Raw genomic sequence first — 25,708 nt, 5'->3', positions numbered from 1 at the left:
TGTTTGGAGGTTCCGGGCGGGCCGCTTGAGGCGGCCCGCCCGGTCAGATGTCCGTAGGACTACTTGGCCGGCTCAGCTGCGGCGGTCTGCTCGGCCTTGGGCAGATACTGCTCTGGCATCGGGGAGCCCGGGAACCACTTCTGGTAGAGCTCCTTCCAGGTGCCGTCTTCCATCGCTTCAGCGAGGCCCTTGTTCAGGGCCTCCTTGAAGGCCGTCTTGCCCTTGGCCACGGCGAATCCGGCCGGGGCGTCGAAGGACGGGATGTCAGCCGCGCTGACCAGGCCGTGCTGTTCCTGGTAGGCCTTCGCGGCCTCGTAGTCCAGGAAGTGTGCGTCCACGGTGCCGCTGTTGACCGCTGCGATCGCGGTGTTGTTGTCCGGGAAGCGGACCAGGCTGGCCGACGTGAAGTTCTTCACGGCATAGGCTTCCTGAAGCGTGCCTTGAACCACACCGAGCCGCTTTCCTGCCAGGCCGTCGGCGCCGGTGATGCCCGAGGTCTTCGTGGTTATCACGGTCAGGTAGCCGGCAAGGTAGCCATCCGAGAAGTCCACGGTCTCCTTGCGCTTGTCCGTGATGCCGATCGCGGCCACGCCGGCGTCGAACTGGCCGTTGGCCACGGCGGCCAGGAGCCCGGAGAAGTCCTGCCCGGTGAAGACCACATTGTCTACGCCGGCGCGGTGGGCCACGTCCTTGAAGAGTTCCACGTCGAATCCCGTGAAGTTGCCAGAGGCATCGGCAAATGTGTAGGGCTTCGAGTCTCCCAGGCTCGCCACGCGGATGGTGCCGGGCTGGATCAGGCCGTAGGGATTGTCCTCCGTGGTGGAGGCGGCGGTGGTGGAGCCGCAGCCGGAGAGCGCCAGGACTGCGGCCAGGGCAGCCGCGGCGATGCCGGCGGGGCGGAAGTTCAGCTTTTTCACAGCGTTGTCCAATCGTTGATGGGGAGGCGGTGCTGTCAGGGCCGCCAAAGAAAGTGGCCGATGTTTCTTGTTGAGTCCGGTCTCACCCTCTAGGATTGAGACCGGACTCACATCGATTGATAGAAATGTAGCCTAAGTCACAGGGGCCGTCAACAGCCCGTCGAAAGGTGAAGATGAACGGTGAAGGAACGAGGCGGCGGGACGTAACCGTTGCCGACGTCGCCAAGGCAGCCCAGGTGTCCAAGGCCCAGGCCGCGAGGGCGCTGGGTAACTACGGTGCCGTCAGCGATGACGTCCGTGAACGTGTCCTCGCCGCAGCCGAAGCACTGTCCTACCGTCCCAACGAGCTTGCCCGCAGCATGAACACGGGCAAATCCCACACCGTCGGCGTGGTGGTCGGCGATATCGAAAATCCCCACTTCGGACTTGCCACCCGCGGCATTACCGACACCGCCAAGAAGGCCGGGTACAACGTCATTCTGGTCAACACTGACGAAGACCGGGGGGCCGAAGTTGAGGCCGTCCGGGTCCTGCTGGACAAGCGCGTGGACGGCCTGATCGTTGCCCCCGCATCATCGGTGGATACCGGGCACCTGCAGCAGGTGCACCAGTCGGGCCGCCCCCTGGTCTTCATTGACCGGACCGGCGGAGACCTGGGCGTGGAGACGGTAGCGGTGGATATGGCGAAGATTTCGCTGGAAGCCACGCAGCATCTGCTCGACGCCGGCCACCGCAGGATTGCTTTCATTTCCACGCTGCGGACCGAGGCTCCCTACGCCCCGGGAATGGCGCTGGATTCGTCGCAGATCGCAGACCGGCTGGAGGGAATGCGGAAGGCATTCCTGGCGGCTGGCCTTCCGTTCCCGGAGGACCTCGTCCGGCTCAATGCCGGCGACTCAGACTCCATCCGCAGCATCACCCGGGAAGTCCTTCGCGGGCCGGAGCAGGCCACTGCAGTGGTCGCTTCCGATGGCCTGATCGCCCTCAGCGTGGTGGAGGCGATCCAGGAACTTGGGCTGTCCATTCCGGCCGATGTTTCATTCCTCATGTACGACGACTTCCCCTGGACCCGGCTCACCACACCACCCCTGACCGTGATCGCCCAGCCGGTCTACAACATGGGTGTGGCTGCAGCCAAGGCGCTGATCCGCCAGATGGAGGGCCTTGCACCTGCCCCACCGGCACAATTCACGGCAACTCTTGTCCGGCGCGGTTCGGTGGGACCCTGCCCGACTGTGGGGCAACCCCCGCAGGAGCAGCTCGCGGCGAGGCTGAACTAGGCCTCGGGCGGGGGCGGCGTCCCGCTTGGCTCTCCCTACAGGAGCCGGTCGCTGCGGGCCGTTCGGTTGCGTCCCTCTGACTTTGCCACGTACAAAGCCGCGTCGGCGGCGGCGATGACGCTCTCCACGTCGGAGGTCCCGGCGTCGTACATGGCGATCCCGTAGCTGACAGTGGGCATTTCCATGCCGTCCATGGCAGGTCCGGCGGCGAGCCGCCGGCTGATCTCCTTAGCGATCAGCTCGGCGCGCTCGGCGCTGGCACCGGGGATCAAAAGCACGAATTCTTCACCGCCATAGCGGCCCACCAGGTCGGTGGAGCGGACCGTCTCGGTGCAGGACTGGGCGAACCGCTGCAGCGCCCTGTCCCCGGCGGCGTGGCCGTACGTGTCGTTAACACCCTTGAAGTGGTCCAGGTCCGCCAGGATCAGGGCGCCGGAGCCGCGGGTGATGGCACGGTCGGAGAGCAGCTCGGCGGCAAGGTCGATGAAGGCCTTGCGGTTCAACAGCCCGGTCAGGTCGTCACGGGAGGCCACCACGCGGAGGGCGCGGGTCTGCTGTTCGCTGCTTAGCGCGGCCATGCTGAAGGACACCACTACCAGCAGCACCATGGTCACCAGAGTGGTCACCGCCGAGCCGAACACGGTGGTGAAGGTTGGCCCGTGCTGCCCCTCGACCAGGAACCCGATCCACCGGAGGAAGTAGAAGGCGGCCAGGCCCCCGGCCGCCACTGCCATGGGAATCCGGACCCTCGAGTAGCCGGGCTCCAGGCGCCACAGCTCCCGGGATGCCAGCCCGATGCTGACACTCATCGCGGCGAGGAACACCGGACCGCCGGACCAGGTATTCGTGGCGGGGCTGTCCAACACCGAGGCAACCAGGACCACCAGTGGGATCCCGGTGAACGCCCACTTCGGCGGCGGCACAGTCCGCAGCGACCGGGCACCTGCCCACACCGCTACCCCGCCGTGGACCAGCATCACGTTTCCCACCGGGTTGGCCCACACCTGGTGGACCGTCCCGTCCAGCAGGAAGCACGCGGATCCGGCGAGGAAGAACACGAGCGCCAGGCACCACCAGCCGCTGTACGGCGAGCGCGTGATGCGGTAGGCGGAGAAGTAGAAGAGCACCACCAGGACCAGCGCCATCAGGCCGAAGGCGATCCTGAGCGTGGTGGTGTCCAGAACCATGTCTTCGAAGTCCCCCCAACGCCGAATGTCTGTGCCGACCCTCAGTATTGCACCGCAACGGCACGCGCATCAGCAGTCGTACCCATGAACAACCGCGGCGAAACCGCCTAAGGTGGTTCGATAAGCACAGGACCACGAAAGGCCCCGCCATGCTCCTCCTCTTCGGCTTCAAGACGGTACTCAAGGCGCTCCCCGGCAAGCCCGCAACCTGCCAGTACTGCCGCTCCTTCGTCCACCACCACCTGGAAGAGCGCGCCACCAAGTTCACGCTGTTCTTCGTCCCGGTGTTCACCACGTCCCGAAAATACAACATCACCTGCTCAAACTGCGGCTACGTCTCGTCCATCTCCGGCCGGCAGAAGCGGGCCCTGGAACTGCAGCGCTAAGCTTCCCGTTTTGGCTCTGGCCCCCGACGCCGGCCGCGGCTAGAGTGGGACACGGTCGCCCCTGCCGTCCCGGCAGAGCGGAGAGGACCCCTGGAGGGAATGGAGGTGGTTTTGATGATTGCAGCTGCCGCGCGCCCGGAGCGCCCCGCATCCATCAACCAGCCCCACTCCCCCGCCTGCACCAGCGTCGCCTGATTCGCTTCTGGTGCATCGGGAGATCTTCCCGAGGAAACCACAGTGAACACTTCTTCAGGCAACGCCCTGGACAGTACTGGAATCAGCAATAAGTTACTTTTCGAAGGCCCCACCGCCTTTGGCTATGCGGCGCCAGTAGCGCGGCATTTCAACGGACATCCCTGCCCCGGCGCCACCGGACGAGGGCGGGTGGTCCGGGTGGACCGCAACCGGCTGCTGGTCGCCGTCGGCAACGACCTCCTGCATCTTCCCTATCCCCTGGCCGGCGGCGTTCCCGTCACCGGTGACTGGGTGTGGACCGGCCCCAACCGCGCCGGCGAACGCCAGATCCTGGCCGTCCTGCCGCGCCTGTCCGAACTCAGCCGCAAGCGCGCCTTCGAGGATTCGTCCGCGGAACAGGTCCTGGCGGCGAACATGGACGTGGTGGGTGTGGTGGTGCCGGTGGACCGGCCCCTGACCCACAACCGGCTGGAGCGGACCCTTGTGTCTGCATGGGACTCGGGCGCCACTCCCCTGGTGATCATCACCAAGGCCGACCTCGCCGCCGTGGCGGACGACGTCGTCGGGAAAGTCATCCTCCAGGCCGCCGGGGTGGATGTGGTGACCACGTCCGCAGAAAAGGGCGACGGCATCGACGAACTGCTGCAGCACATCCCTGCGGGCGGCACCATCGTGCTCCTGGGACCGTCCGGCGCAGGCAAGTCAACGCTGATCAACGCGCTGGTGGGCCGCGAGGTCCAGCACACCGGTCCGGTGCGCGCCGGCGACTTCAAGGGCAAGCACACCACCACGTCCCGGGAACTGGTGCCACTTGCCAACGGGACCGTGCTGATGGACACGCCGGGGGTGCGCGGCTTCGGGCTGTTCGACGCCGAGGACGGCCTGGAGGAGATGTTCGGCGACGTGGAGGAACTGGCTGCGGGATGCCGGTTCTCGGACTGCTCCCACCAGGGCGAACCAGGCTGCGCCGTGCAGCAGGCCCTTGAGGACGGCACCCTTCCCGAGCGGCGCTGGCACAGCTACCTGAAGCTGCAGCGCGAGCTTGCCGCCCTGGCCCGGCGCAGCAGCGTGGCCGCCCAGCGGGCGTACCACCGGGAGTGGCACCAGAAGGTGGTGTCAGCCGGGAAGTCGCAGCGCTGGGCGGAGCGGGACCTGGCGGAACGGCAGGACCGCGCCGGCGGGAAGGACCGGAAGCGGCGGCGGTGAGGGTCCGGGGGCCGGGAGGAGCGCGCTCAAGGCGTTCAACGTTGTAAAATCAGCGTAACCGGCCTCCGGGCCTCAGACCTTTTGCAGGGGGATCCATGGCGGCCACGCTCCACGATGTTGCCCGGGTAGCGGGCGTGTCCTTCAAGACGGTGTCCAACGTCATCAACAACCACCCGCACGTCCGGGAATCCACCCGGGCCAAGGTGCAGCAGGCTATCCGTGAGCTGGGCTACCGGCCCAACCTCACGGCCCGCAGCCTTCGTTCCGGACACACCGGCGCCATCACGCTCGCTTTGCCCCAGCTGAGCCTTCCCTACTTCGCCGAGCTGGCCGACGCCGTGATCGAGGCGGCGGCAAAGTGCGGGCTGGTGGTGCTGGTCGAGCAGACCGGCGCGGACCGCGACCGGGAGCTTGAGGTCATGGCCAGTCCACGGCTGAAGATGTCCGACGGCCTGATCTTCAGCCCGCTGGCGCTCGGGCAGGAGGACGCGGACCTGATCAAGGCCGAGGTGCCCATAGTGCTCCTTGGAGAGCGGATCTTCGGCAGCGCTTCCGACCACGTCACCATGCAGAACGTGACGGCGGCCCGCGCCGCCACCGAGCACCTGCTGGACCTGGGCAGGAAGCGGATCGCCGTGGTGGGCGCCCACGAGGGTGAGGTCATCGGTTCCGCCGGCCTCCGCCTGCGGGGTTACCGCGAGGCCCTTGAAGCGAGGGGGATTCCGTACGACGACGGCATCGTGGCCTACGTGGTGGACTGGCACCGGTCCAACGGCGCCGCCGCCATGCACGACCTCCTTGACCGCGGGGCCGGGTTCGATGCCGTCTTCGGGTTGAATGACACGCTCGCCCAAGGCGCCGTGCGGGTGCTTCAGGAGGCCGGGTTCCGCGTGCCGGACGATGTGGCGGTGATTGGCTTCGACGACCTGGATGAAACCCGGTACTCCCTTCCCACCCTCAGCACCGTGGACCCGGGCCGCACGGAGATTGCGGAGACTGCCATCCGGATGCTGATGGACCGCATCAAGGACCCGGCCGGAATGCCGCCCCGAGAGGTGGAGACGGCATTCCAGGTGGTGCCTCGGGAGTCAACAGTGGGACGCGCACAGGCCCTCCCCGCGTAGGCCTACTCCCACCGCACCGTTGGCCAGCGGTCCTTCCACTCCAGCTCGGCAAGCCCCAGTCGGAAGGCGCCGTCCAGTTCCTCTGCGTAGTAGTGGAAGGCGAGGACGTTGCCGGAAACAGACTGCCCGCCCGGCCCCACGCGCCCGGCCTCGGATGCCAGCAAAGGCGTGCCGCCGCCGTCGAGCAGGTCCTTGCCGTCCGCATCCACGTAGGGGCCGGTGATGTTGTCCGACCTCCCCACGGCGATGTTGTACGTGCTCTCCAGCCCCTTGCAGCAGAAGTCGCGGGAGAAGAAGAGGTAGTAAGCGCCGTCATGCGGCAGGATGTAGGGCGCTTCGATCGCGTTGGGCGGGGCCTTCCGGTCCGCGATGGCGACCGGTTCTTCCGTCCCTGCCCGCAGGCCGCCGGGCCACTCAAGCTCCACCAGCTGCAGCCCCGTCCAGAAGGAGCCGAAGGACAGCCAGGGCGTGCCGTCCTGGTCCTCGGCAATGCCCGGGTCGATCGCATTGAAATGCTCCCCCTTGGACGAGATCACCTGGCCCCGGTCCACCCACTCATAGTCGGGGTCCGCGGGATCCAGCGTGGTGTTGGTGGCCAGGGCGATGACAGAAAGGTTCCTGCCGAACGTCGAGGCGGAGTAGTAGAGGTACCAGGTCCCGTCATGCTCGTAGAGTTCCGGCGCCCACAGGTTGTCCACCCCCGGCACCGCCTCGGTAAGCCACGCCGGCTTTTCCTGCCACACTTCACCGGCATACTCCCAGTCCACGCCGTCCGCGGACCGCCTCACCTGAATGTTGCCGTCCGCCACCTGCCCGTTGCCGGTGGAGTAGATGAACCACGGCTCCCCCTCCTCCCCCTTGACCAGGGCAGGATCGTGGGTGAAGAAATCGCCTGTGAGCCGGGTGGGCTTCGCCTCGGTCGCCGTGCCGGGTGCGGCACATCCGGCGAGGAGAAGGACGACGGCGGCAAGCGCCGCTGCCAGCCAGACCCCGGGCCATGTCCTGGGCGGGCGGCGGGCAGCGGCGCCTTTGGCGTGGAACGGCACGTCAGCCAAGCGCGACGGCGGACCAGGACACGGGCGGAAGCGTCACGGTGAGCGTTCCCTCGTCCAGGACAACGCCGTCGAGCTGCTTCAGGCCAACGCGGTTCTGGTCCTGAAGGGTGTTCCTGGCGTAGACGTCCTCATCGTGCAGGGTGACTGCCTCAGTGACCACCGTGGCGTTGAGTTCGGCGACGTTGATGGTCACGTCGATGGACTCGGTCTGGCTGCGGTTGACCAGGAAGAGGGCGGACTCTCCTGTGGCGGCGTCGGTGGTTGCGACGGAGTCCACCAGCGGGGCCTCGCCGTACACCGCCGTCGTGTAGGTTCGGGCCTCAATGCGGGGACGGAGCACCTCGCCCTTTGCAAGCCGGGACGTGACGGAGAACGGGAAGAACGTGGTCTGGCGCCAGGTGTCACCGCCGGGCTCGGTCATGATGGGCGCGATCACGTTGACCAGCTGGGCGAGGGAGGCTGCGGCAACCCTGTCGTGGTTTTTCAGGAGCGTCATCAGCAGGTTGCCGAACACCACGGCGTCGGCAACGGAGTAGGTATCCTCCAGCTGGCGCGGCGCGTGTGTCCATTCCTCATTGACCTCGTCAGAAGCCTGGTGCTCGTCCAGGTACCAGATGTTCCATTCGTCAAAGGACAGCTGGATGGTCTTCTTGCTCTTGAGCTTGTGCTTGACGTGGTCGGCCGTGGCCACCACGGTCTCAATGAAATACTGCATGTCCAGCGAGGACGCCAGGTAGGAGCCCAGGTCGCCGTTGCGCTCCTGGTAGTAGGCATGGCAGGAGATGTAGTCCACGTAGTTGTAGCTGTGCTCCAGGACCACCCGCTCCCACTCGCCGAACGTAGGCATGGAGGACCCGGAGGAGCCGCAGACCACCAGCTCCAGGTTCTTGTCCGCCGTCTTCATGGCCGACGCGGTACGGGCGGCCAGCTTGCCGTAGTCCTCGGCGGACATGTGCCCGATCTGCCAGGGCCCGTCCATCTCGTTGCCCAGGCACCACATGCGGATGTTGTAGGGGTCCTTAGCGCCGTTGGCGATGCGCTGCTCGCTGAGTGCCGTGCCGGACGGGTGGTTGGTGTACTCCAGCAGGTCCAGGGCGGCCTCGATGCCCCTGGTGCCCAGGTTGACGGCCATCATGAGCTCCGAGCCGGTGAGCTTGCACCAGCGGGCAAACTCGTCCAGGCCCACCTGGTTGGACTCAAGCGAGTGCCAGGCAAGGTCCCGCCGGACGGGACGCTGGTCACGGGGGCCCACGCCGTCCTCCCAGCGGTAGCCCGAGACGAAGTTGCCGCCGGGGTAGCGGATGGTGCTGGAGCCAAGTTCCTTGACCAGTTCAATGACGTCCAGGCGGAAGCCGTCCTCATTGGCCGTGGGATGTCCGGGCTCGTAGATTCCGTCGTAGACGCACCGGCCAAGGTGCTCCACGAAGGAGCCGAAGATCCGGCGGTTGACGGGGGCCACCACGGCGTCCCGGTTCACGGTGATGACAGTGGGTGCCACGACAGCCAGGTCGGTCTGTTCAGCAGCGGCGGAGGTGATGGTCACGGTGGATCCTATTCTTTATAACGTTATAGAACTAGCGAAGGACAAGGTGGAAGAGCGCGTTGGGGGGCAGGTTGGCTTAGGGGGTTGCCGGCGCGAGCCCGTTGAGCCTCCGGCCCACAAGCCATCCGGACAGGAGCAGGGGAAGCGACGCGCCGACCAGGGGCACCAGCACCGTCATTCCGGTAAAGATGACGGTGGCCGCTGCCAGGGTTGCCAGGAGGGAAAGGCTCATGACGGGCGAGATGACCGGCAGCATGAACGCCGCCCGCCATGTCTTGCTGACGGTGTCCCGGTATCGGGTGCAGATGGACACCGCGGTGGCGGCTGCAGCAACGGTCACAGCGGCAGCCACGGCGGACAGTACCAGCAGGACTGCCCGCACCACGTGGGGCATCGTGGTCCCTGCCGGACCCAGCAGGGTCCAGAAGTTAAGGACCAGTACGACGCCGGTGATCCAGAAGGCGCCTCCCACCAGGTTGGCGTGCCGGAACTGGTACCGGTAGGCGGCGACGAAGTCGCGTGCCAGGTGGTCCCCGGCAGAACCGTCCCGCAGCCTGGCCAGGACAGTGCTCGCAGCCACGGCCGCAGGGAACAGACCCAGGACCAGGAGTCCGGCCAGGGTCCCGGCCACGAAGAGCACGTTGACCAGGACCAGAGCCGTGGAGAAGCGGAGCCAGCCCATCACGCGGCCGGCCCAACCCAGCGGCAGATCATTCATGCGTTGACTCCCGGGTTCCGCTCCAAACCACCCCGTCTTGGTCCAGGCCGCTGAAGGACAGGGCCGGGCGGTTGCGGGACCAGTCCCATGAACCAAAAACCACGGCATCAAGTTCAACGGCACCATCGGACCCGCCGGGAGCAGCAACGCGAAGCCTCATCCGTGCGGGGGCACCGGCGGAAACTGCGCCGGCGTCGTCAATGCACTCGACGCTCAGGGCCACCGCCGGGACGAGGTCTGATGTCTCCGGGGCAAAGCGGAGGACCTGCCAGGTTCCCTGCACCCGAACGGACGCGGACAGCGCCTCACGTTCTCCCCCTGCGTAGGGCTGGGGTGAGACGACAGGCCAGCCGGATGCGGTGAAAAAGATCCGGCGCAGCTGGACCACATGCTGGCTGGGATCAGCCGCGAAGCGGACGTGGTGGACCGCGAAATGCTCGGTCCGCCCGTCCGGCCCCTCCTGGGTCAGGACGGAGTTGTGGCCCGGCGCGAGCCAGCCCGTGCCGCCGTCGAACTGGTAGCTGCCCAGAACCTTGGTGCCCACTGACGCAGGCGCGGAATCCAGGTCGGTCATCGGGTTGCCCAGGAAGTCGCGGTAGGGGCCGGTGATGGAGTCCGCCAGGGCCACCCGGATGTTGTAGGTGCTGAACAGCGAGTCGTAGGAGCAAAAGAGGACGTACGCATCTTCCTCCGGGCGGTACAGGACAAAGGCCCCCTCCACGGCACCCTCCACCGACTTGGGGCGGCGGGCGATGACCGTTCCGAGGTCCCCCTCCACCAGGGCCAGGCCCGTTTCGGCGTCCAGCGGCAGGGTATAGATGCCCGAGAAGAAGGACCCGTACGTGAGCCATGGCTTTGCGTCGGCATCGAAGGTGACCGCCGCATCTATGGCGTTCTGGGAATGTTCGCCGGAGCGGGTGGCCGCCACAAGACCGCGGTCCTCCCAGGGGCCGGCCGGTGACGAAGCAACAGCAAGGCCTATGGCTGAGGTGTTGGAGCCAAAGGTCGACGCCGAGTAGTACATGTGCCATCCGCCGCCGGGCCAGCGGACCACGTCAGGCGCCCACAGCCCCTGCGCGCCGGACCAGGCTGCGGCGGGTTGCGGGACGCCGCCTAAGGCAGTACCAGCGTAGGTCCACTCCACCAGGTCGGTGGAGGTCCTGATATGTACCCCTGCGGGAATGTCTTGCGAATTGGCAATGGCGTCAGTGGAGAACATGAAGTAGGTGCCGTCGTCGTCCCGCACCACCGTGGGGTCGTGCGCGTGGCGGGAGCCCCATGACGCAGACGGCGAGGCGGCACCCGCGGGAAGCGGAAGCAGTTCCCGGGAGAGATCAGTGTCGGTAGCCACGGCTCAGCCCTTGGATCCGGAAAGCGCAATGGACTCGATGATCTGGCGCTGGAAGACCACAAAGACGATCAGCACCGGAAGGAGCGCTACGAAGGACGCCGCCATGATCAACGGGTAGTCCGTCTGGATGGCGTACTGGGCATTGAAGTTCGCGATCACCAGCTGCAGCGTCTGGGTGCCGGGCGAATTCAGGTAGATGATGGGGGCCAGATAGTCGTTCCACATGGCCATGAACCAGAGGATGAACTGCGCGGCCAGGGCCGGCCGGATGGCGGGCATGATGAGGGTCCAGAAGATCTGCAGGTAGGAGGCCCCGTCAATGCGGGCCGCCTCCACGATGGAATCGGGGATGCTGTTCAGGAATTGGCGGAGGAAGAAAATCATGATGATGTTCCCGAAGAGTCCCGGCACGATCAGCGGCAGGAGCGTGTCTACCCAGCCGATGCTGGCGAAGATGGTGAACTGCGGAATCATCAGGGTGGGGAACGGGATCATGAGGCCGGACAGGAGCCCCAGGAACAGGACGTTCTTGAAGGGCATCCGCATCTTCGCAAAGGCAAAGGCTGCGAGCGCGGACGTCAACGAACCCACGATGGTCACCGAGCAGGCCACAATCAGGCTGTTCTGGATGCCGCTGAGGAGCGGGCCGGCAGTCCAGATGCGGGCGTAGTTTTCCCAGACGAAGGGGTCCGGAATCCATTGCGGCGGAAGCGCAAACACCCCGTCCTTCGTCTTGAGGGAGGTGGAGAAGGTCCACGCCAGCGGGGCAATCATGACGATCGCGCCCACGCTCAGGATCAGTGTGGTGATGACGTTGCCGAGGCGGAGAGTTTCCCTGGTGGAGCGCGGCCGGCCGCTTTTGGTGCGGGACGCGGAAGAGCTTGCTCCCCCGCTGGCGCCCGGAAGTTCCTGCGTGGGTTCCAGCGGAGGGGTGGTGATGACGTTCTGTGCGGACATGGCTGCCTGCCTCAATCGATGGAGAACTGGTTGCGGCGGTTGAGCCGGAACTGGATGAAGGTGATGGCGAAAACCAGCAGCCCCAGGACCACGGACATGGCGGAGGCGTACCCCATCTGGAGGTTGTCGAAGGCCTTCTGCCAGATGTACCAAACAATGGAAGCGGACTGGAACTCGGGGCCGCCCGTGGGAGTCATGATGTTGATTTCCACGAAGATCTGGGAGCCGCCGATGATGCTGGTGACGATCAGGAAGAACGTGACCGGCCGGACCATGGGGATGGTGATGTGGCGGAACTGCTGCCAGGCCGATGCGCCGTCCAGGGCCGCTGCCTCGTAGAGGTACCGGGGCACTGACTGGAGGGCGGCAAGGTAGAGCAGCATGGAATATCCCAGGCCCTTCCAGATGGCCATGATGATGAGGGCCGGCTTTACGGTGTTTGTGTCCTGGAGCCAGTTGGGCCCGTCTATCCCCACCAGTGCCAGGCCCTGGTTGATCAGACCGAAGTCGCCGTTGAAGGCCCACTGCCAAAGAATCGCTACGGCTGCGATCGAGGAGATCACCGGGAGGTAGTAGACGGTGCGGAAGAAGGTGGTTCCGCGCATCTTCCGGTTCATCGCCAGCGCCAGGCCCAGCGAGATGGCCAGCCCGATGGGAATCCCGATCATCATGTAGAGGGTGTTCCACAGCGACTGGATGAAGTAGCGGTCACCGAACATCTTGGTGTAGTTGTCCAGACCCTTGAAGACCGGTGCCGAGATGCCGTTCCAGTTGGTGAAGGAGGCATAGACCGAGAAAAGAAGTGGGAAGAGCGTAAAGAGGAGGAAACCGATCACCGGTATGGCAACAAAAGCGAGGGCCGCCTGGTGTTCCTTCCGGTGGAGCCGCGAGCGGCGCGGGCGCGTGGTGGTTGTTGTCATACCGGTGATCCCTCCCGCTAGTTTCCGGCCTGCTGGTTGGCGGCGTCCAGGAATTCCTGCATCCTGGGCTGCGCTTCCTTCAGGTAGTCGGCGGCGGTCTGCTTGCCGTCCAGGACGGGCTGGATGTTGGTGAACAGTTCGTCGTACCACTCGGCGTTGAAAGTATTGCCGCCGGGCAGGGCGCGGCCGTAGTCCTTCACGATCTGCAGGAACTCTTCCTTGTTGGCCGGCTTGGTGCTGGTGTCCGCAGCCCAGGCCTCGGCCATGTCCTTGAGGTTGGGGATCTGGATGCCGGCGTCCACCAGGCTCTGCTGGGCCTCCTTGTTGGCTGTCAGGTACTCCACGAGCTTGACGGCGTCCTCCGGGTGCTTGGTGCTTTCGGAGACGGCGATGCCCAGCGTTCCGATCCAGCTGGCGGTTTCGCCGCTGTCCCCGGCCGGGTAGGGGATGACGTCCCAGTCGAAGCCCAGCTTCTGGTAAGTGGACAGGTCCCAGGGGGCGATGGGGAAGAACCCGATTTCGCCCTTCATCCAGCGCTGGTAGGTGTCCAGGGTCTGCGCCTCAGCCACGGACGGCGTGACGCCGTGGACGTTCTGCAGGTCCGCGAACCACTGCAGGGATTCGGCGAACTCGGGCGTATCCACCGTCACCTTTGTCCGGTCTTCGTTGAGCCAGTCGCCGCCGTTGGACCAGACGAAGGGCTGCAGGTTCCACTGGACGTTCAGGCCGGTGCCCCACTGGTCAAGGGTGCCGTCCCCGTTAGTGTCCTGGGTGAGCTTTTTCGCGGCGGCCACGAACTCGTCGAACGTGTACGGCTTGTCTTTGTCCGGCAGCGGGATTCCTGCCTTTTCCAGCATGGTCTTGTTGTAGCCGAAGGAGAACGGGCCCACATCCTTGGGCAGGGCGTAGATGGCACCCTCGCCGACGCGTTCGCCGTCGTACCGGTAGCTGTCCACGCCGTATTCCCAAATGTTGTCCAGGTCGATGGTGTCCGAACCCTCAACGTACTCAGTGATGTCTTTGACGATGCCGTTCTGCACGTAGGCCTGGACGTCGCCGGGGCCGATGTAGAAGACATCCGGAACCTGTTTGCCGGCAATAGCTGCCTTCAGCTTGGTGGCGTACTGGTCTGCGGTGGTGACAATGATTTCCACGTCCACCCCGTTGTCCGCTTCAAACTGGGAGACCGCCTTCTCGTAGGCCTTTTTCTCGTCCTCACCTCCCCGGAACATGAACGTGAGTTTCTTTTCGCCGCTGTCCTCGGCGGAGGGGGCGGAACAACCGCCAAGCATCAGGCCGGCGGCGGTAAAGAGCGCCAAGGTTGCGGCCATGGGACGTGACTTCATCATCACGCAGTCCTTCCGGGTTGGGTGGAGCACACAAGTGTATTGGTGGGCTGGTACGGAAAGCCCCACTGTCCGCGGTGGCGGACCGGCATCCGGGGCGATTTCTTGCAACGTTGTAAGAACCTTCACACAGCGTTTCCTGCGCCGTCAAGAGGAGGCGGGGGATTTGTTTTCGGCCCAGCCTCCGCCGTCGTTGACCGGAAACGTGATCCATGCCATATTTTTCTTACAACGTTGCAAGACACCCCGGCGCCGCGCATCCCTGCTGCCGACCAGCCCCTCTCTCCCGGAAGGACCACGTGATGAAGTCACGTCCCTGGCTGCTGCGCGCCGCAGGATTGGCAGCAGCTGCAACCCTTGCCCTGGCAGCAGCCCTCCCCACCGCGGCCGCCCCCGGCCCCGCCCTTAGCCCGGCTGCCCAAAGCCAGGTCAGCCAGTCGGAAAAGCCCCCGGGCCAGCAGAAGCTCCCTTTCGATCCCCCCGGCGGGAAAACGGTGGTGGGACAGACCTCGCCCATTCATGATCCGGCGCTGATCATTGCCGACGACGGCACGTGGTATGTCTATTCCACCGGCCTGGTGAACCGGGAGAACGGCGGCACCATTCAGATGTGGAGTTCCCGCGACCACGGGACAACCTGGGAGTACACCGGAACGGTTTGGGACCGCATCCCGGCGTGGATCGACGAGCACTTTTCCGACGGCGAACTGCCCGGCAACCTCTGGGCACCGGAAATCACCGAACACAACGGCACCTACTACCTTTACTACTCGGCGTCACGTTTCGGCGGCAACAAGTCACTGACGGCCCTTGCCACCAACACCACCCTTGACCCAAACGATCCCGACTATGAATGGGTGGACCAGGGATTGGTCGTCTCCTCACCTGCCACCGGCCTCGACCCGGGCAATCCCGCCAAGACCTTCAACGCCATCGACGCCGGCATCATCGAGGACGCCGACGGAACCCCTTACATGGCTATCGGTTCGTTCTGGTACGGCATCTTCCTGGTCCCCATTGAGTGGCCGAGCGGAAAGCCAGTTGCCGGATGGGAGTCCAAGACTGTGAATATTGCGGACCGGTTCATGCCCGGGAACCCCATCGAGGCGCCGTACATCACCAAGCACGGGGACCATTACTACCTCTTTGTCTCGTTTGACGCCTGCTGCCGCGGCGCTGATTCGACGTACAAGGTGGCTGTGGGCCGTTCCACCTCTGTCAAGGGGCCGTACCTGGACAAACAAGGGCGCGACATGTTCGGCGGTGGCGGATCCGTGGTGCTTGATTCGCACGGCGCGATCACCGGCCCGGGTGGTCAATCCGTCTTTGGCGACTACCTGGCCTTCCACTACTACGACGGTTCCAACGGGGACCTTCCGTACTTCCCCACCCTCGGCATCCAGAAAATTAACTGGGCTGACGGCTGGCCGGTGTTCAACCAGAGCGTGGAAACGCCGTCGATCCTGAAGCAGCCAAGGGCCACCGCAGCAGGCAGTGCCGCCACTATCACAGCCACCGCGGGCGGCACGCCGGGTCCGGTAGCAGTATGGGAATTGTCGAACGACGGCGGCGCAAGCTGGCAGCCAGCGGACCACCAACCCGTGACGAAGCGCACGGACGAAGGCACCTACCGCTCGACGCTCGAAGTTTCCTTTAATGCCAATGACCATGCCGGCCTTCTGGTCCGGGCAGTGTTCCAGAACGCCCACGGCAAGGCTGCCACTGACACCGTCGGCTTCCCCGCTCCTCCCGGCAGGTGAAGGCGGAGTGCAGCGCCCTTCAACGGTGCTGCACTCCCCCATAACCTTGTTCCATCAGAGTTCCGGGGCGTGCTCCTCAGGCAGCGCGCCCTCGTCCTCCGGATGCCGTTTCAGGTTCAGCAGGGCCAAGGCCAGGCCGCCCCAAACGGTGAGGATGGCGATGATCATCATGGTGATGGCTATCGGCGTCACAGTGCCTTCTCCTTTTCCTCTTCGGCCACGACGGCGTCGTATTCGGGGTCGTGGTGGGCCTTGGACCGGTGGCTCCAGGGGATGAATGTCAGCGCCAGCGCCAGCACCACCAGGGCCCCGGCCATTCCCCAGCCAAAGATGCCCACAAACCATTCCGGGTAACCCTCATAGGTGGCGGTGATCTTGCTGATGAACTCGTTCGACACCATGTAGATCAGCGCCAGTGGAACGACGCCGGCCACCAGGATCATCCACGTGCGCCGCATCTTGACGGTGGAGATCCTGTTCAGGTGGGCGGACAGCAGAGGCAGTTTGCGCAGGAACCACGCGAGCACAACGACAGTGACCAGGGCCCCGAGCGTGATGCCGAAGCTGTTGACGAATGCATCAGAGGTGTCCAGCAGGTAGAGGCCGGTGGCCGTGGGGAAAAGTCCCAGCGAGACCGCCGCCACCAGACCGCTGACCACCAGCGACGCCTGGACCCGGCCCCAGCCGAGCTTGTCCTGGACCGCGGCCACAATGACTTCCAGAACCGAGATCAGGGACGTGATGCCCGCAAAAACCAGCGACCCGAAGAACAGCACCCCCATGAGAGCTCCGAACGGGGCCTCGGACACGATGGTGGGGAACGCGATAAACGCCAGGCCGATGCCCTGCGTCACCACCTCGTCCACCGCAGTGCCCGCTGCTTGTGCCATGAAGCCCAGGGCGGCAAAGACCCCGATTCCGGCCAGGATCTCGAAGCCCGAGTTGGAGAATGCCACCACCATGCCGGAGCCCGTCAGGTCCGTCCGGCGCTTCAGGTAGGAGGCATAGGTGACCATGATGCCGTACCCGACGGAAAGGGAGAAGAAGATGTGCCCGTAGGCTGCCGCCCAGACGCCCGGATCCGCGAGCGCCGCCCAATCAGGGGTGAAGAAGGCGTTTAGGCCTTCAGCCGCACCCGGAAGGAAGAGCGACTGGACCACCAGGAGGAGGAACATCATCATCAGCAGCGGCAGCAGGACGGCGTTGGCGCGGGAGATGCCCTTCCGTATCCCGGCCACCATGATGAAGATGACGGCGGCCCATATCAAAAGCAGCGGGAAGAACACGGACGGCACGTAATCGAAGCCCAGGCCGGGAGCCTCGGCGATGCTGAGGAAGTTCCCGAAAAAGAAGCCCTCGGCGTCGTCACCCCACGCCTCTGTGAAGGAGAAAACCGTGTACATCAGTGACCAGGCGATGATCACTGCGTAGTAGGCAGCAATCACGAAGCAGACCAGCACCTGCCACCAGCCGAGCGGCTCGGCGACACGGTGCAGCCGCCGGTAGGCCAACGGCGCCGAGCCGCGGAACTTATGGCCCACGGCATAGTCGAGGAACAGCAGCGGGATGCCGGCCGTGAGCAAGGCCACCAGGTACGGGATGAGGAACGCGCCGCCGCCGTTGTCGTAGGCGATGTAGGGAAAGCGCCAGATGTTGCCCAGGCCCACCGCCGAGCCGATGGCCGAGAGGATGAAGAGCCGGCGGGACGAGAATGTTTCGCGCTTGGCCGGACTGGCGGGCTGCGCTGGGGAGGAAGCAGTCATGTCCGGACTTTACTGCTGCCCTTCCGCCTGCAAAAGCCCCCTCTGCTGTGCGCCCACCCGGGGAGGCCTGGCCGGCGGCCTTTTGTCACCCCCGGAGAGTAGGGTTCCGTCATGGACATCATCTTGGTTCCCGGTTTCTGGTTGGACGCTTCCTCCTGGGAGGAGGTGACGCCGGCGCTCGAGGCTGCGGGACACCGCACGCATCCCCTCACCCTCCCCGGCCTGGAGTCTGTGGATGCCAACCGTGCCGGGATTGGCCTGCGCCAGCACATCGACGCCGTGGTGTCGGAAGTGGACGCCACCGAGGGAAAGGTGGTGCTGGTGGGCCACTCAGGCGGCGGGGCCATCATCCACGGGGTGGTTGATGCCCGCCCGGACAGGATTGCGCGGGCCGTCTACGTGGACAGCGGCCCCCTTGGTGAGGGCGGCGTGATCAACGATGAACTGCCGGCAGACGGCGAGGATGTTCCGCTTCCGCCCTGGGAAGGGTTCGAAGACGCGGACCTGGTGGATCTCGACGACGGCCTTCGCCGGAAGTTCCGCGCACGGGCGATTCCGCAGCCCAGGGGCGTGGCTTACGATCCGCAGCACCTGCACGACGAGCGGCGCTACGACGTCCCTGCCACAGTCATCGCCTGCGAATTCCCCTCTGCCATGCTGCGCGAATGGATCGAGGCAGGCCATCCATTCGTGTCGGAGCTTGCCCGGGTCCGGGACGTGGAATACGTGGACCTGCCCACAGGCCACTGGCCGCAGTTCACCAGGCCGGCGGAACTGGCACGGGCCATCCTTGCCGCCGTGGACCGGAACGGCCAGCTACATTGAACGGACCGCCTGTGCTTAGGAGTTCCCATGCCGCGCCCGCGATCACCGCTGCTGTCCGTGGATGGCATCATCCGCGCCGCCCTGTCCCTGGTTGATGCCACCGGAGACTTCAGTTTTCCGAAAGTGGCCAGGGAACTTGGCGTCAGCCAGGCCTCCCTCTACAACCACATCGACAACCGCGAGCACATTATCGAGCTGATGCGGGGGCTCGTCTTCTCGGAGTTCGCCGGGCGGAGGCACCTTGATCCTGCAAGCCTGCCCTGGGACGAGGCACTCCGGACACTGGCCCACGAATACCGTGACTGCCTGGTGGACCACCCGCGCCTGGTGCCGCTCCTGGTAACCCAGACCGTCCAGGACCTTGGCGTGATGCGGATCTATGAGGATATGGCGATTGTCCTGGGCAGGGCAGGCCTTGACCCTTCGGTCATCGTCCCGGCCATCACCACCGTGGACTACCTGGTCCTTGGCTCGGCACTGGAACTGACTGCCCCCGACGTCGTCTGGTCTCCCCCGCCCGGGGAATTTCCTGCGCTGACGGCAGCCATCAGCGGGCTGGGTTCCCCTGCCGAGCGCTCCGATGCCGCGTTCGCTTTCGGACTGGAGACCATCGTGGCCGGGATCACGCGGGTAACAAAGATAAGTTTCTGAAAGGCTTTCACTAGAACACTTGTGCTGGGCGAGGTGCATCTCCATAATAAATGAAGGCCATTCATTTTGTGACGGCATTCACTCCACCCCAGCAAGGAGAAGTCCATGTCCCAGGACGACCCCACCACAGGGCGCGTGCCCCTGACGCCGCGCCGGGCGGTTTCCGTCTTCGGGATCAGCGTTGTCGGCTTCATGACCGCCAACCTGGTTCCCGTCATGATTGTCGCCCTGACCGGCGACCTCGGCTTTTCGGACACCGAAGCCGGCACCCTGATGACGGGCTCGCTGCTCGTCTGTGCCGTGGCATGCCTGCTGACATCCAGGCTGGCAGCCGGAAACGGAAGATACCTGGTGGCGCGCATCGGCCTGGGGCTTGCCGCGGCAGGATTCGCAGCCGCAGCCTTCGTCCCGTCCGTTCCCGTCGTCGTCGCCGGTGTTTTGCTCGGCGGGCTCGGCGCGGGCGGCGCCGTCTCGGCAGGCGGCGCCGCACTGGGTGCCCTCCGCAACCCCGACCGCGCCTCGGGCCTAAGCGGCTTCACCAACCGTGTGATCGTTTCCGTGATTCTCTTTGTCATCCCGGCCCTGGGCGCCGGCATGGGCAGTGCGTTCGGCCTGCTGGCAGGCCTTGCCCTGGCGGCCCTGTTCACCACCGCATGGCTGCCGAACAGCCCTGCCATAAGTGCAGGCGGAGGCGGACCAGAGGCAGCCACCGCGCCGGGCAAGGGATCCCGATCCACAACCCTCGCCGGACTCGTCCTTCTGGCCTGTTTCGCCCTGTGGGCCCTCAGTGAGGACTCCCTCTGGGCTGTGGCCGCCACCATGGGAGCCGACCAGGCGCAGCTCGACGAAACCGGCATGGGCCTGGTCCTCAGCCTCTCCACCCTCGGAGGGCTCCTCGCCTCGGGCCTGATCGGGCTCGCCGGGCGCCGGCTCGGCAGGACAGCGCCGCTGGCGGTGGCGCTGGTAGCGGGGGCAGCATTGAAGATGCTGTCCGGAACCGTCACCGATCCGGGCCTGTACATGGCCGTGATCATCGCCTGGAACACCATCTACATGCTGGCCTTCATCTACATTGTGGCCACCGCGGCCGCTTTGGACGCATCCGGGCGCTGGTCCGCGCCGGTGCTCGGCGTCTACCTGATCGGCTCCTCGTTCGCCCCGTTTTTCGGAACGTTCGTCTCGGCTTCGGCAGGGTATGACGTCCTCGGCTACGTCTTGGCGGGCATGACCCTGGTCCTGGCGGTTCCGCTGGTCCTGATCTGCCGCTTGTCCGTGCGGATGGACCAGGAGGCGGCCGGCAACCCTTCGACCAGTATCAACAAGGCGGTCACCGTCTAATGTCCCTCCCCGACCTGAAGGAAAGCACTCCCTTGCCTGCACGCACGCTCTATACCAACGCCGCCGTGTTCACGGCCGATGGCGCTCCCGCGGAAGCCTTCGTGGTGGAAGGATCACAGTTCATCCACGTGGGAGACGAAGCCGGCGCCCGCAGCGCGGCAGGGAAAGGCGCTGTGGAAGTGGACCTTGAAGGCCGCTTTGTCCTGCCCGGCTTCGTAGATGCGCACACCCACCTGCTGATGACGGGCCAGGCCCTGCAGAAGGTCCAGCTGCGGGACGCCGCCAGCCTCGCCGACCTGCAGCAGCGCCTCCGGGACTCTGCCGCGGCCAGCAATGCACCGCGGATCCTCGGCGCCGGCTGGCTCCACAGCGCCCTCGACGGGCAGGCCCCTACCCGCCAGCTGCTGGATGCAGCGGTCCCGGACCGTCCCGTCTATCTGGACGCCAATGACCTGCACTCCGTCTGGGTCAACAGCGCCGCCCTGGCGGAACTGGGCATCGACAAAGACACCCCGGACCCCATCGGCGGACGCATCGTCCGCGACCCTGGGACGGGCGAGGCTGACGGCGTGCTGTATGAAACGGCAGTACAGCAAATCATCTGGCCCGCCCTTGCGGCGCAGGCCACGGACCAGGACCGCGACGCACAGCTGGAGGAGGCCTTCGCCAACTACCTGGCCGTTGGCGTGACCAGTGCCGTGGACATGGCCGTGCAGGACGACGACCTTGCCACTTTCCGCCGCGCCATGCAGCGCCGGAACGGCACCCTGCCCATGCGGGTCAAGGGACACCTCCTGGTGGCCCGCCACGAAGCGGAGTCCGACAATCTGGCACAGGTGGCCAAGGCCGCATGGCTGGCGGCCGAACTGCACGATGACTGGCTGCAGATCTGCGGCATCAAACTGATGGTGGACGGGGTCATTGACAGCTGCACCGCCGCCATGAAGGAGCCGTACGCCGACGGCAGCAGCGCCGAGCCTGTCTGGGACCGCGCATCCCTGACCCCGGTCGTGGTTGCGGCGGACGCTGCCGGGCTGCAGATCGCCCTGCACGCCATCGGCGACGAAGCGTCGGACATCGCCCTGGATGCGCTGGAAGAGGCGTACCGCCGCAACGGTCCGCGGGACCGCCGGCACCGCATCGAACACCTGGAAACAGTCACGGAGGCGAACGTAAAGCGGCTGGCCGCCCTCGGCGTCGTGGCTTCCATGCAGCCCGTCCACGCCGACCCTGCCATCCAGGCCAACTGGCGCAGCATGCTGGGCGACCACCGCTGCGAGCGGGCCTTCCCCTGGACCGAGTTCACGGAAGCCGGCGCCACGCTTGCACTGAGCACCGACGCGCCGACGGCGCCGCACCAGCCGCTGCCCAACATGTACGTTGCCGCCACCCGCCGCTCCGCCCTTGACCCCGCGCTGGAGGCAAACCTGCCCCACTACGCCCTGGAACTTGCTGATGCGTTCTGCCACGCCACCCGGGACGCCGCCTACTCCTGCCGCGCCGAGGACCGCCAGGGCAGGATCGCGGCAGGCTACCTGGCGGACTTCACCGTCCTGGACACCAACCCGCTCCAGGCAGACGCCGCCGAACTGCTCACCAACTCCACCCGGCTCACCGTAGTAGGCGGCAAGGTGGCATACGACGCCGGAGCCTCCCCGGCCCACCGTCCCGCCGTAACCGGTGCCCGCGTGGGCCAGCCCGCCTAAGACGTTTTCCCTCCACAAGCCAGACCGAAAGACCCAGGAATACCGATGAAACCCGCTCCCGCCCCCACCGCAGCCGCAGCGAAACCCGCACCGGCAACCTCCATGCCCGCTGAATGGGACGCCCACCAGGGCACGTGGATGGCCTTCCCGCCGCCGAACGACACTTTCGGCGAAGTAGGAAGTGCAACCCTGGACCGCGCCCGCGCCGCCTGGACGAAGGTGGCCCAGACCATCGCCCGCTACGAACCCGTTACTGTGGTGGCCGATCCCCGCGATGCCACCGCAGCCCGGGAATGGCTCGGCGACGGCATCGCGGTGCTCGAAGTCCCCCTCGATGACGCCTGGCTCCGGGACAGCGGGCCCACCTTCGTACACCAGCAGGACGGCTCGCTGGCTGCCGTGGACTGGATCTTCAACGGATGGGGCGCGCAGGAGTGGGCCGCGTGGGACAAGGACCAGGACGTTGCCCGCATCATCGCGGCTGAAAGTTCCGTTCCCGTCAGGTCCAGCGCCCTGGTCAACGAAGGTGGGGGATTCCATGTGGACGGTGACGGAACCGTGCTGTTGACCGAGACCGTCCAGTTGGATCCTGGCCGCAACCCGGGAGCCACCAGGGAATCTGTGGAAGCCGAGGTCCACGCCGCGCTGGGCACCACCAAGGCCATCTGGCTGCCCCGCGGACTCACCCGCGACTACGACGAGTTCGGCACCCGCGGGCACGTGGACATCGTGGCCGCCTTCGCTGGCCCGGGCACCATCCTGCTGCACCGCCAGGACGACCCCGCCCACCCGGACCACGCTGTCTACCTGCAGCTGAAGGCATCCCTCACGGGCCAGCTGGACGCACAGGGCCGGCCCCTGCGGATCATCGACGTCCCCGCCCCCACCACGCTGAAGGATGATGAAGGCTTCGTGGACTGGTCCTACATCAACCACTACGTGGCAAACAACGTGGTGGTATTATGCGCCTTCAACGACCCCAATGACGCCATCGCCGCCGGCATCCTAGAGCGCGCTTACCCCGGCCGCACCGTGGAACTGGTGGACGCACGCGACATCTTCGCCTTCGGCGGCGGCATCCACTGCATCACCCAGCAGCAGCCGGCCGCGCGGGGAGGTGCGGCATGAGGCTCGCCGAAACAGCCGGCACGCCGGGCACCAAGGGCCACTTCGACGTCGTCGAGGCCTCCATCAGCGATCTCCGTGCGGCGCTGGAGGCGGGAGAGGTCACCAGCGAGGAGCTGGTGCGGCTGTATCTGGCGCGGATCGAGAAGTATGACTCCTCCGGTATACATCTGAATGCGCTGGTGGTGATGAACCCGGATGCCCTCGCCGACGCTAGGTCATCCGACGAACGCCGTGCCCGCAACGCCACCCTGGGACCCCTGGACGGTATCCCCTACACCGCGAAGGACAGCTACCAGGCGCGGGGCCTCACTGTTGCCGCCGGATCCGCCGCCTTCAAGGACCTGGTGGCGCAGAAGGACGCCTTCACCATCGAGCGGCTGCGCTCCGGGGGTGCCGTCCTGATCGGGCTGACCAACATGCCGCCGATGGCGAACGGAGGTATGCAGCGCGGCGTATACGGCCGCGCCGAAAGCCCCTACAACGCGGACTACCTCACCGCCGCCTTTGCCTCCGGGTCCTCCAACGGTTCCGGCACGGCCACGGCCGCCAGCTTCGCGGCCTTCGGGCTTGCGGAGGAAACCTGGTCATCAGGCCGGGCGCCGGCGTCGAACAACGCCCTCTGCGCCTACACCCCCTCACGCGGCGTGATCTCCGTCCGGGGCAACTGGCCGCTGGTCCCCACCATGGACGTAGTGGTGCCGCACACCCGGACCATGGACGACCTCCTCGAGGTCCTGGACGCCGTGGTGGCTGACGACGCGGAAACCCGGGGCGACTTCTGGCGGGTCCAGCAGTGGGTGCCGATTCCCAAGGCCTCCGAGATCCGCCCGGCCTCCTACCTGGACCTCGCGGTACGGGACAGTGCCGCCGCCAGGGATGTGCTCGCCGGTAAGCGGCTAGGGGTCCCACGGATGTACATCAACGCGGACCCAGAGGCCGGAACAGCACCCGACGGCGGGATCGGTGGCCCCACCGGCCAGCGCATCGAAACACGGCAGTCCTTCATCGAGCTGTGGAATGCCGCGCGGCGGGATCTCGAAGCCGCGGGCGCCCACGTCGTCGAAGTCGACTTCCCGGTGGTGTCCAACTATGAGGGCGACCGTCCCGGCGCGCCCACCATCGCCACCCGCGGCCTCGTACCGCCGGAGTACCTGCGCCGCGAGATCGTGGACCTCTCCGCCTGGTCATGGAACGACTTCCTCGACGCCAACGGGGACCCGCACCTCAACCGGCTGGCCGACGTCGACGGTGCCGCCATCTTCCCCGCTCCGGACGGTTCCCTGCCGGACCGGTACGACGGGTTCGACGACGACATCAGCGACTACCCCGCCTGGATCCGTAAGCACGGGGTTCGCTCCCTCGTGGACATTCCGCACCTCGAGGAAGGGTTGAAGGGGCTGGAGGAAACGCGGCGGGTGGACCTGGAAGAGTGGATGGACGGGCTTGGCCTGGACGCCGTCGTCTTCCCTGCAGCCGCGGACGTCGGCCCGGCGGATGCCGACGTCAACGAAGCCTCGGCTGACCTCGCCTGGCGCAACGGCGTCTGGGTGGCCAACGGGAACCTGGTCCCCCGGCACCTTGGCATTCCCACGGTCACGGTGCCCATGGGGCTGGCCCCGGACATTTCAATGCCGGTTGGCCTCACCTTCGCCGGCAAGGCGTACAGCGATTCGGCACTGCTGCACCTGGCCGCAGCCTTCGAGGCCACCGGAAGCCGCCGCGTCCCGCCGCCGCGCACCCCTGCCACTGACGCCTGATTTCCTGACGTCGTTCCCGGAAAGCGATATCCTGGAGGCAGTGATCTTCATGTCCTGCCTGTGACCCGCAGCCTCCGCCGCTTCCTCCCGTCGCTCCCCTTCGGAGCGGTGATTCCGCGTGCCCCGGAGGGGAACTCCACCACGAGTTCCCCTCCTCCCCGCACCCCAACCGGAACCATCGTCGGGAGACACCATGAACACCCTGCCCCCGGGCGCCAACACCCCAGTCCCAGAACAGGATCAGCTGCGGGCTGACTGCTCGCGCTGCTTCGCGCTGTGCTGCACCGCCTTCGGCTTTACCCGCTCAGCGGACTTTGCCATCGACAAACCACCGGCCTCGCCGTGCCCCAACCTCGCGGCGGATTTCTCCTGCACCATCCATGAACGGCTCCGGCCCCGCGGCTTCCGGGGCTGCACTGTCTTTGACTGCTTCGGCGCCGGCCAGGCAGTCAGCCAGGGCCTGTCCCAGGGTGTCAGCTGGCGTGCCAGCCCGGAATCCGCGCCGGCCATGTTCACAGCCTTCAAAATAATGAAGCAGCTGCATGAGATGCTCTGGCACCTGGCCGAGGCCGAGGCGCGGGTGTTCAGTCCGGAC

22 protein-coding genes are annotated in these 25,708 nt (G+C 65.9%); 11 read left to right on the top strand and 11 right to left on the bottom strand.

Translation table 11 applies throughout. The features are described from left to right. Window positions 1-59: 59 nt before the first annotated feature. A complete protein-coding gene (locus AC5RTT_RS00195; RefSeq protein WP_494011337.1) occupies window positions 60-917 on the bottom strand; it encodes an ABC transporter substrate-binding protein in 858 nt (285 codons plus the stop codon). A 173-nt stretch (window positions 918-1,090) separates the two neighbouring features. Here AC5RTT_RS00195 and AC5RTT_RS00190 point away from each other — a divergent pair, with 173 nt between their 5' ends. Then, window positions 1,091-2,197 carry a LacI family DNA-binding transcriptional regulator gene (locus AC5RTT_RS00190; RefSeq protein ID WP_494143485.1) on the top strand — a complete coding sequence of 369 codons (1,107 nt, stop codon included), beginning with the start codon at window positions 1,091-1,093 and terminating at the stop codon, window positions 2,195-2,197. 35 nt (window positions 2,198-2,232) lie between these two features. On the opposite strand, the gene AC5RTT_RS00185 is transcribed toward AC5RTT_RS00190, so the two are convergent. Then, window positions 2,233-3,384 (bottom strand): GGDEF domain-containing protein, encoded by a 1,152-nt coding sequence (locus AC5RTT_RS00185; protein ID WP_494143484.1) that lies wholly within the window; start codon window positions 3,382-3,384, stop codon window positions 2,233-2,235. 149 nt (window positions 3,385-3,533) lie between these two features. On the opposite strand from AC5RTT_RS00185, the gene AC5RTT_RS00180 reads away from it, so the two are divergent. The 3 genes from AC5RTT_RS00180 to AC5RTT_RS00170 all read left to right on the top strand — a co-directional run bounded on the left by AC5RTT_RS00180 (window position 3,534) and on the right by AC5RTT_RS00170 (window position 6,295). Next, window positions 3,534-3,770 (top strand): zinc-ribbon domain-containing protein, encoded by a 237-nt coding sequence (locus tag AC5RTT_RS00180; protein ID WP_494143483.1) that lies wholly within the window; start codon window positions 3,534-3,536, stop codon window positions 3,768-3,770. A 237-nt stretch (window positions 3,771-4,007) separates the two neighbouring features. Next, window positions 4,008-5,171, top strand: coding sequence for a ribosome small subunit-dependent GTPase A (gene rsgA / locus AC5RTT_RS00175; RefSeq protein WP_494143482.1), 1,164 nt, complete (start codon window positions 4,008-4,010; stop codon window positions 5,169-5,171). Between the two features lie 95 nt (window positions 5,172-5,266). Continuing rightward, entirely contained in the window at window positions 5,267-6,295 is a 1,029-nt protein-coding gene (locus AC5RTT_RS00170; RefSeq protein WP_494143481.1) for a LacI family DNA-binding transcriptional regulator, read from the top strand. Window positions 6,296-6,297: 2 nt separating this feature from the next. Here AC5RTT_RS00170 and AC5RTT_RS00165 read toward each other — a convergent pair whose 3' ends face one another. The 7 genes from AC5RTT_RS00165 to AC5RTT_RS00135 form a co-directional block, all read right to left on the bottom strand. After that, the gene (locus tag AC5RTT_RS00165; protein WP_494143611.1) at window positions 6,298-7,341 is read right to left on the bottom strand and encodes an arabinan endo-1,5-alpha-L-arabinosidase; all 1,044 of its coding nucleotides are present in this window, start codon (window positions 7,339-7,341) and stop codon (window positions 6,298-6,300) included. A gap of 1 nt (window position 7,342) precedes the next feature. Next, complete coding sequence (arfA, locus tag AC5RTT_RS00160) at window positions 7,343-8,848, bottom strand: arabinosylfuranosidase ArfA (protein ID WP_494143610.1); 1,506 nt, start codon at window positions 8,846-8,848, stop codon at window positions 7,343-7,345. A 121-nt stretch (window positions 8,849-8,969) separates the two neighbouring features. Continuing rightward, window positions 8,970-9,611, bottom strand: a complete 642-nt coding sequence (locus AC5RTT_RS00155; RefSeq protein ID WP_494143480.1) for a YesL family protein — start codon at window positions 9,609-9,611, stop codon at window positions 8,970-8,972. Further along, entirely contained in the window at window positions 9,604-10,962 is a 1,359-nt protein-coding gene (locus AC5RTT_RS00150; RefSeq protein ID WP_494143479.1) for an arabinan endo-1,5-alpha-L-arabinosidase, read from the bottom strand. Before AC5RTT_RS00150 ends, AC5RTT_RS00155 begins: the two co-directional genes overlap by 8 nt. A 3-nt stretch (window positions 10,963-10,965) precedes the next feature. After that, on the bottom strand, window positions 10,966-11,919 hold the full coding sequence (locus tag AC5RTT_RS00145) for a carbohydrate ABC transporter permease (protein WP_494143478.1): 954 nt from the start codon (window positions 11,917-11,919) through the stop codon (window positions 10,966-10,968). A gap of 11 nt (window positions 11,920-11,930) precedes the next feature. Continuing rightward, window positions 11,931-12,839 carry a carbohydrate ABC transporter permease gene (locus AC5RTT_RS00140; RefSeq protein WP_494143477.1) on the bottom strand — a complete coding sequence of 303 codons (909 nt, stop codon included), beginning with the start codon at window positions 12,837-12,839 and terminating at the stop codon, window positions 11,931-11,933. Window positions 12,840-12,856: 17 nt separating this feature from the next. Beyond that, window positions 12,857-14,188: an ABC transporter substrate-binding protein gene (locus AC5RTT_RS00135; RefSeq protein ID WP_494143476.1), complete on the bottom strand. Its 1,332-nt coding sequence runs from the start codon at window positions 14,186-14,188 to the stop codon at window positions 12,857-12,859. A 299-nt stretch (window positions 14,189-14,487) separates the two neighbouring features. Here AC5RTT_RS00135 and AC5RTT_RS00130 point away from each other — a divergent pair, with 299 nt between their 5' ends. After that, window positions 14,488-15,945: an arabinan endo-1,5-alpha-L-arabinosidase gene (locus AC5RTT_RS00130; RefSeq protein ID WP_494143475.1), complete on the top strand. Its 1,458-nt coding sequence runs from the start codon at window positions 14,488-14,490 to the stop codon at window positions 15,943-15,945. A 54-nt stretch (window positions 15,946-15,999) separates the two neighbouring features. On the opposite strand, the gene AC5RTT_RS00125 is transcribed toward AC5RTT_RS00130, so the two are convergent. Both AC5RTT_RS00125 and AC5RTT_RS00120 read right to left on the bottom strand, forming a co-directional pair. Continuing rightward, entirely contained in the window at window positions 16,000-16,137 is a 138-nt protein-coding gene (locus AC5RTT_RS00125) for a methionine/alanine import family NSS transporter small subunit (RefSeq protein WP_082978922.1), read from the bottom strand. Further along, window positions 16,134-17,708 (bottom strand): sodium-dependent transporter, encoded by a 1,575-nt coding sequence (locus AC5RTT_RS00120; RefSeq protein WP_494143474.1) that lies wholly within the window; start codon window positions 17,706-17,708, stop codon window positions 16,134-16,136. Before AC5RTT_RS00120 ends, AC5RTT_RS00125 begins: the two co-directional genes overlap by 4 nt. 111 nt (window positions 17,709-17,819) lie before the next feature. Here AC5RTT_RS00120 and AC5RTT_RS00115 point away from each other — a divergent pair, with 111 nt between their 5' ends. The 6 genes from AC5RTT_RS00115 (at window position 17,820) to AC5RTT_RS00090 (ending at window position 25,113) form a co-directional block, all read left to right on the top strand. Next, window positions 17,820-18,533, top strand: a complete 714-nt coding sequence (locus AC5RTT_RS00115; RefSeq protein ID WP_494143473.1) for an alpha/beta fold hydrolase — start codon at window positions 17,820-17,822, stop codon at window positions 18,531-18,533. 27 nt (window positions 18,534-18,560) lie between these two features. Then, complete coding sequence (locus AC5RTT_RS00110; protein ID WP_494143472.1) at window positions 18,561-19,184, top strand: TetR/AcrR family transcriptional regulator; 624 nt, start codon at window positions 18,561-18,563, stop codon at window positions 19,182-19,184. Between the two features lie 105 nt (window positions 19,185-19,289). Next, on the top strand, window positions 19,290-20,522 hold the full coding sequence (locus AC5RTT_RS00105; RefSeq protein ID WP_494143471.1) for an MFS transporter: 1,233 nt from the start codon (window positions 19,290-19,292) through the stop codon (window positions 20,520-20,522). Then, on the top strand, window positions 20,522-22,228 hold the full coding sequence (locus AC5RTT_RS00100; RefSeq protein ID WP_494143470.1) for an amidohydrolase: 1,707 nt from the start codon (window positions 20,522-20,524) through the stop codon (window positions 22,226-22,228). The genes AC5RTT_RS00105 and AC5RTT_RS00100 overlap by 1 nt, the downstream gene beginning before the upstream one ends. 45 nt (window positions 22,229-22,273) lie before the next feature. Then, window positions 22,274-23,356 (top strand): agmatine deiminase family protein, encoded by a 1,083-nt coding sequence (locus AC5RTT_RS00095; protein ID WP_494143469.1) that lies wholly within the window; start codon window positions 22,274-22,276, stop codon window positions 23,354-23,356. Further along, window positions 23,353-25,113, top strand: coding sequence for an amidase (locus AC5RTT_RS00090; protein ID WP_494143468.1), 1,761 nt, complete (start codon window positions 23,353-23,355; stop codon window positions 25,111-25,113). Before AC5RTT_RS00095 ends, AC5RTT_RS00090 begins: the two co-directional genes overlap by 4 nt. Window positions 25,114-25,708 lie beyond the last annotated feature (595 nt).

The sequence above is a fragment of the Arthrobacter sp. Y3221157 genome, assembly GCF_059089865.1.
This window is presented reverse-complemented; position numbering and strand designations above follow the sequence as displayed.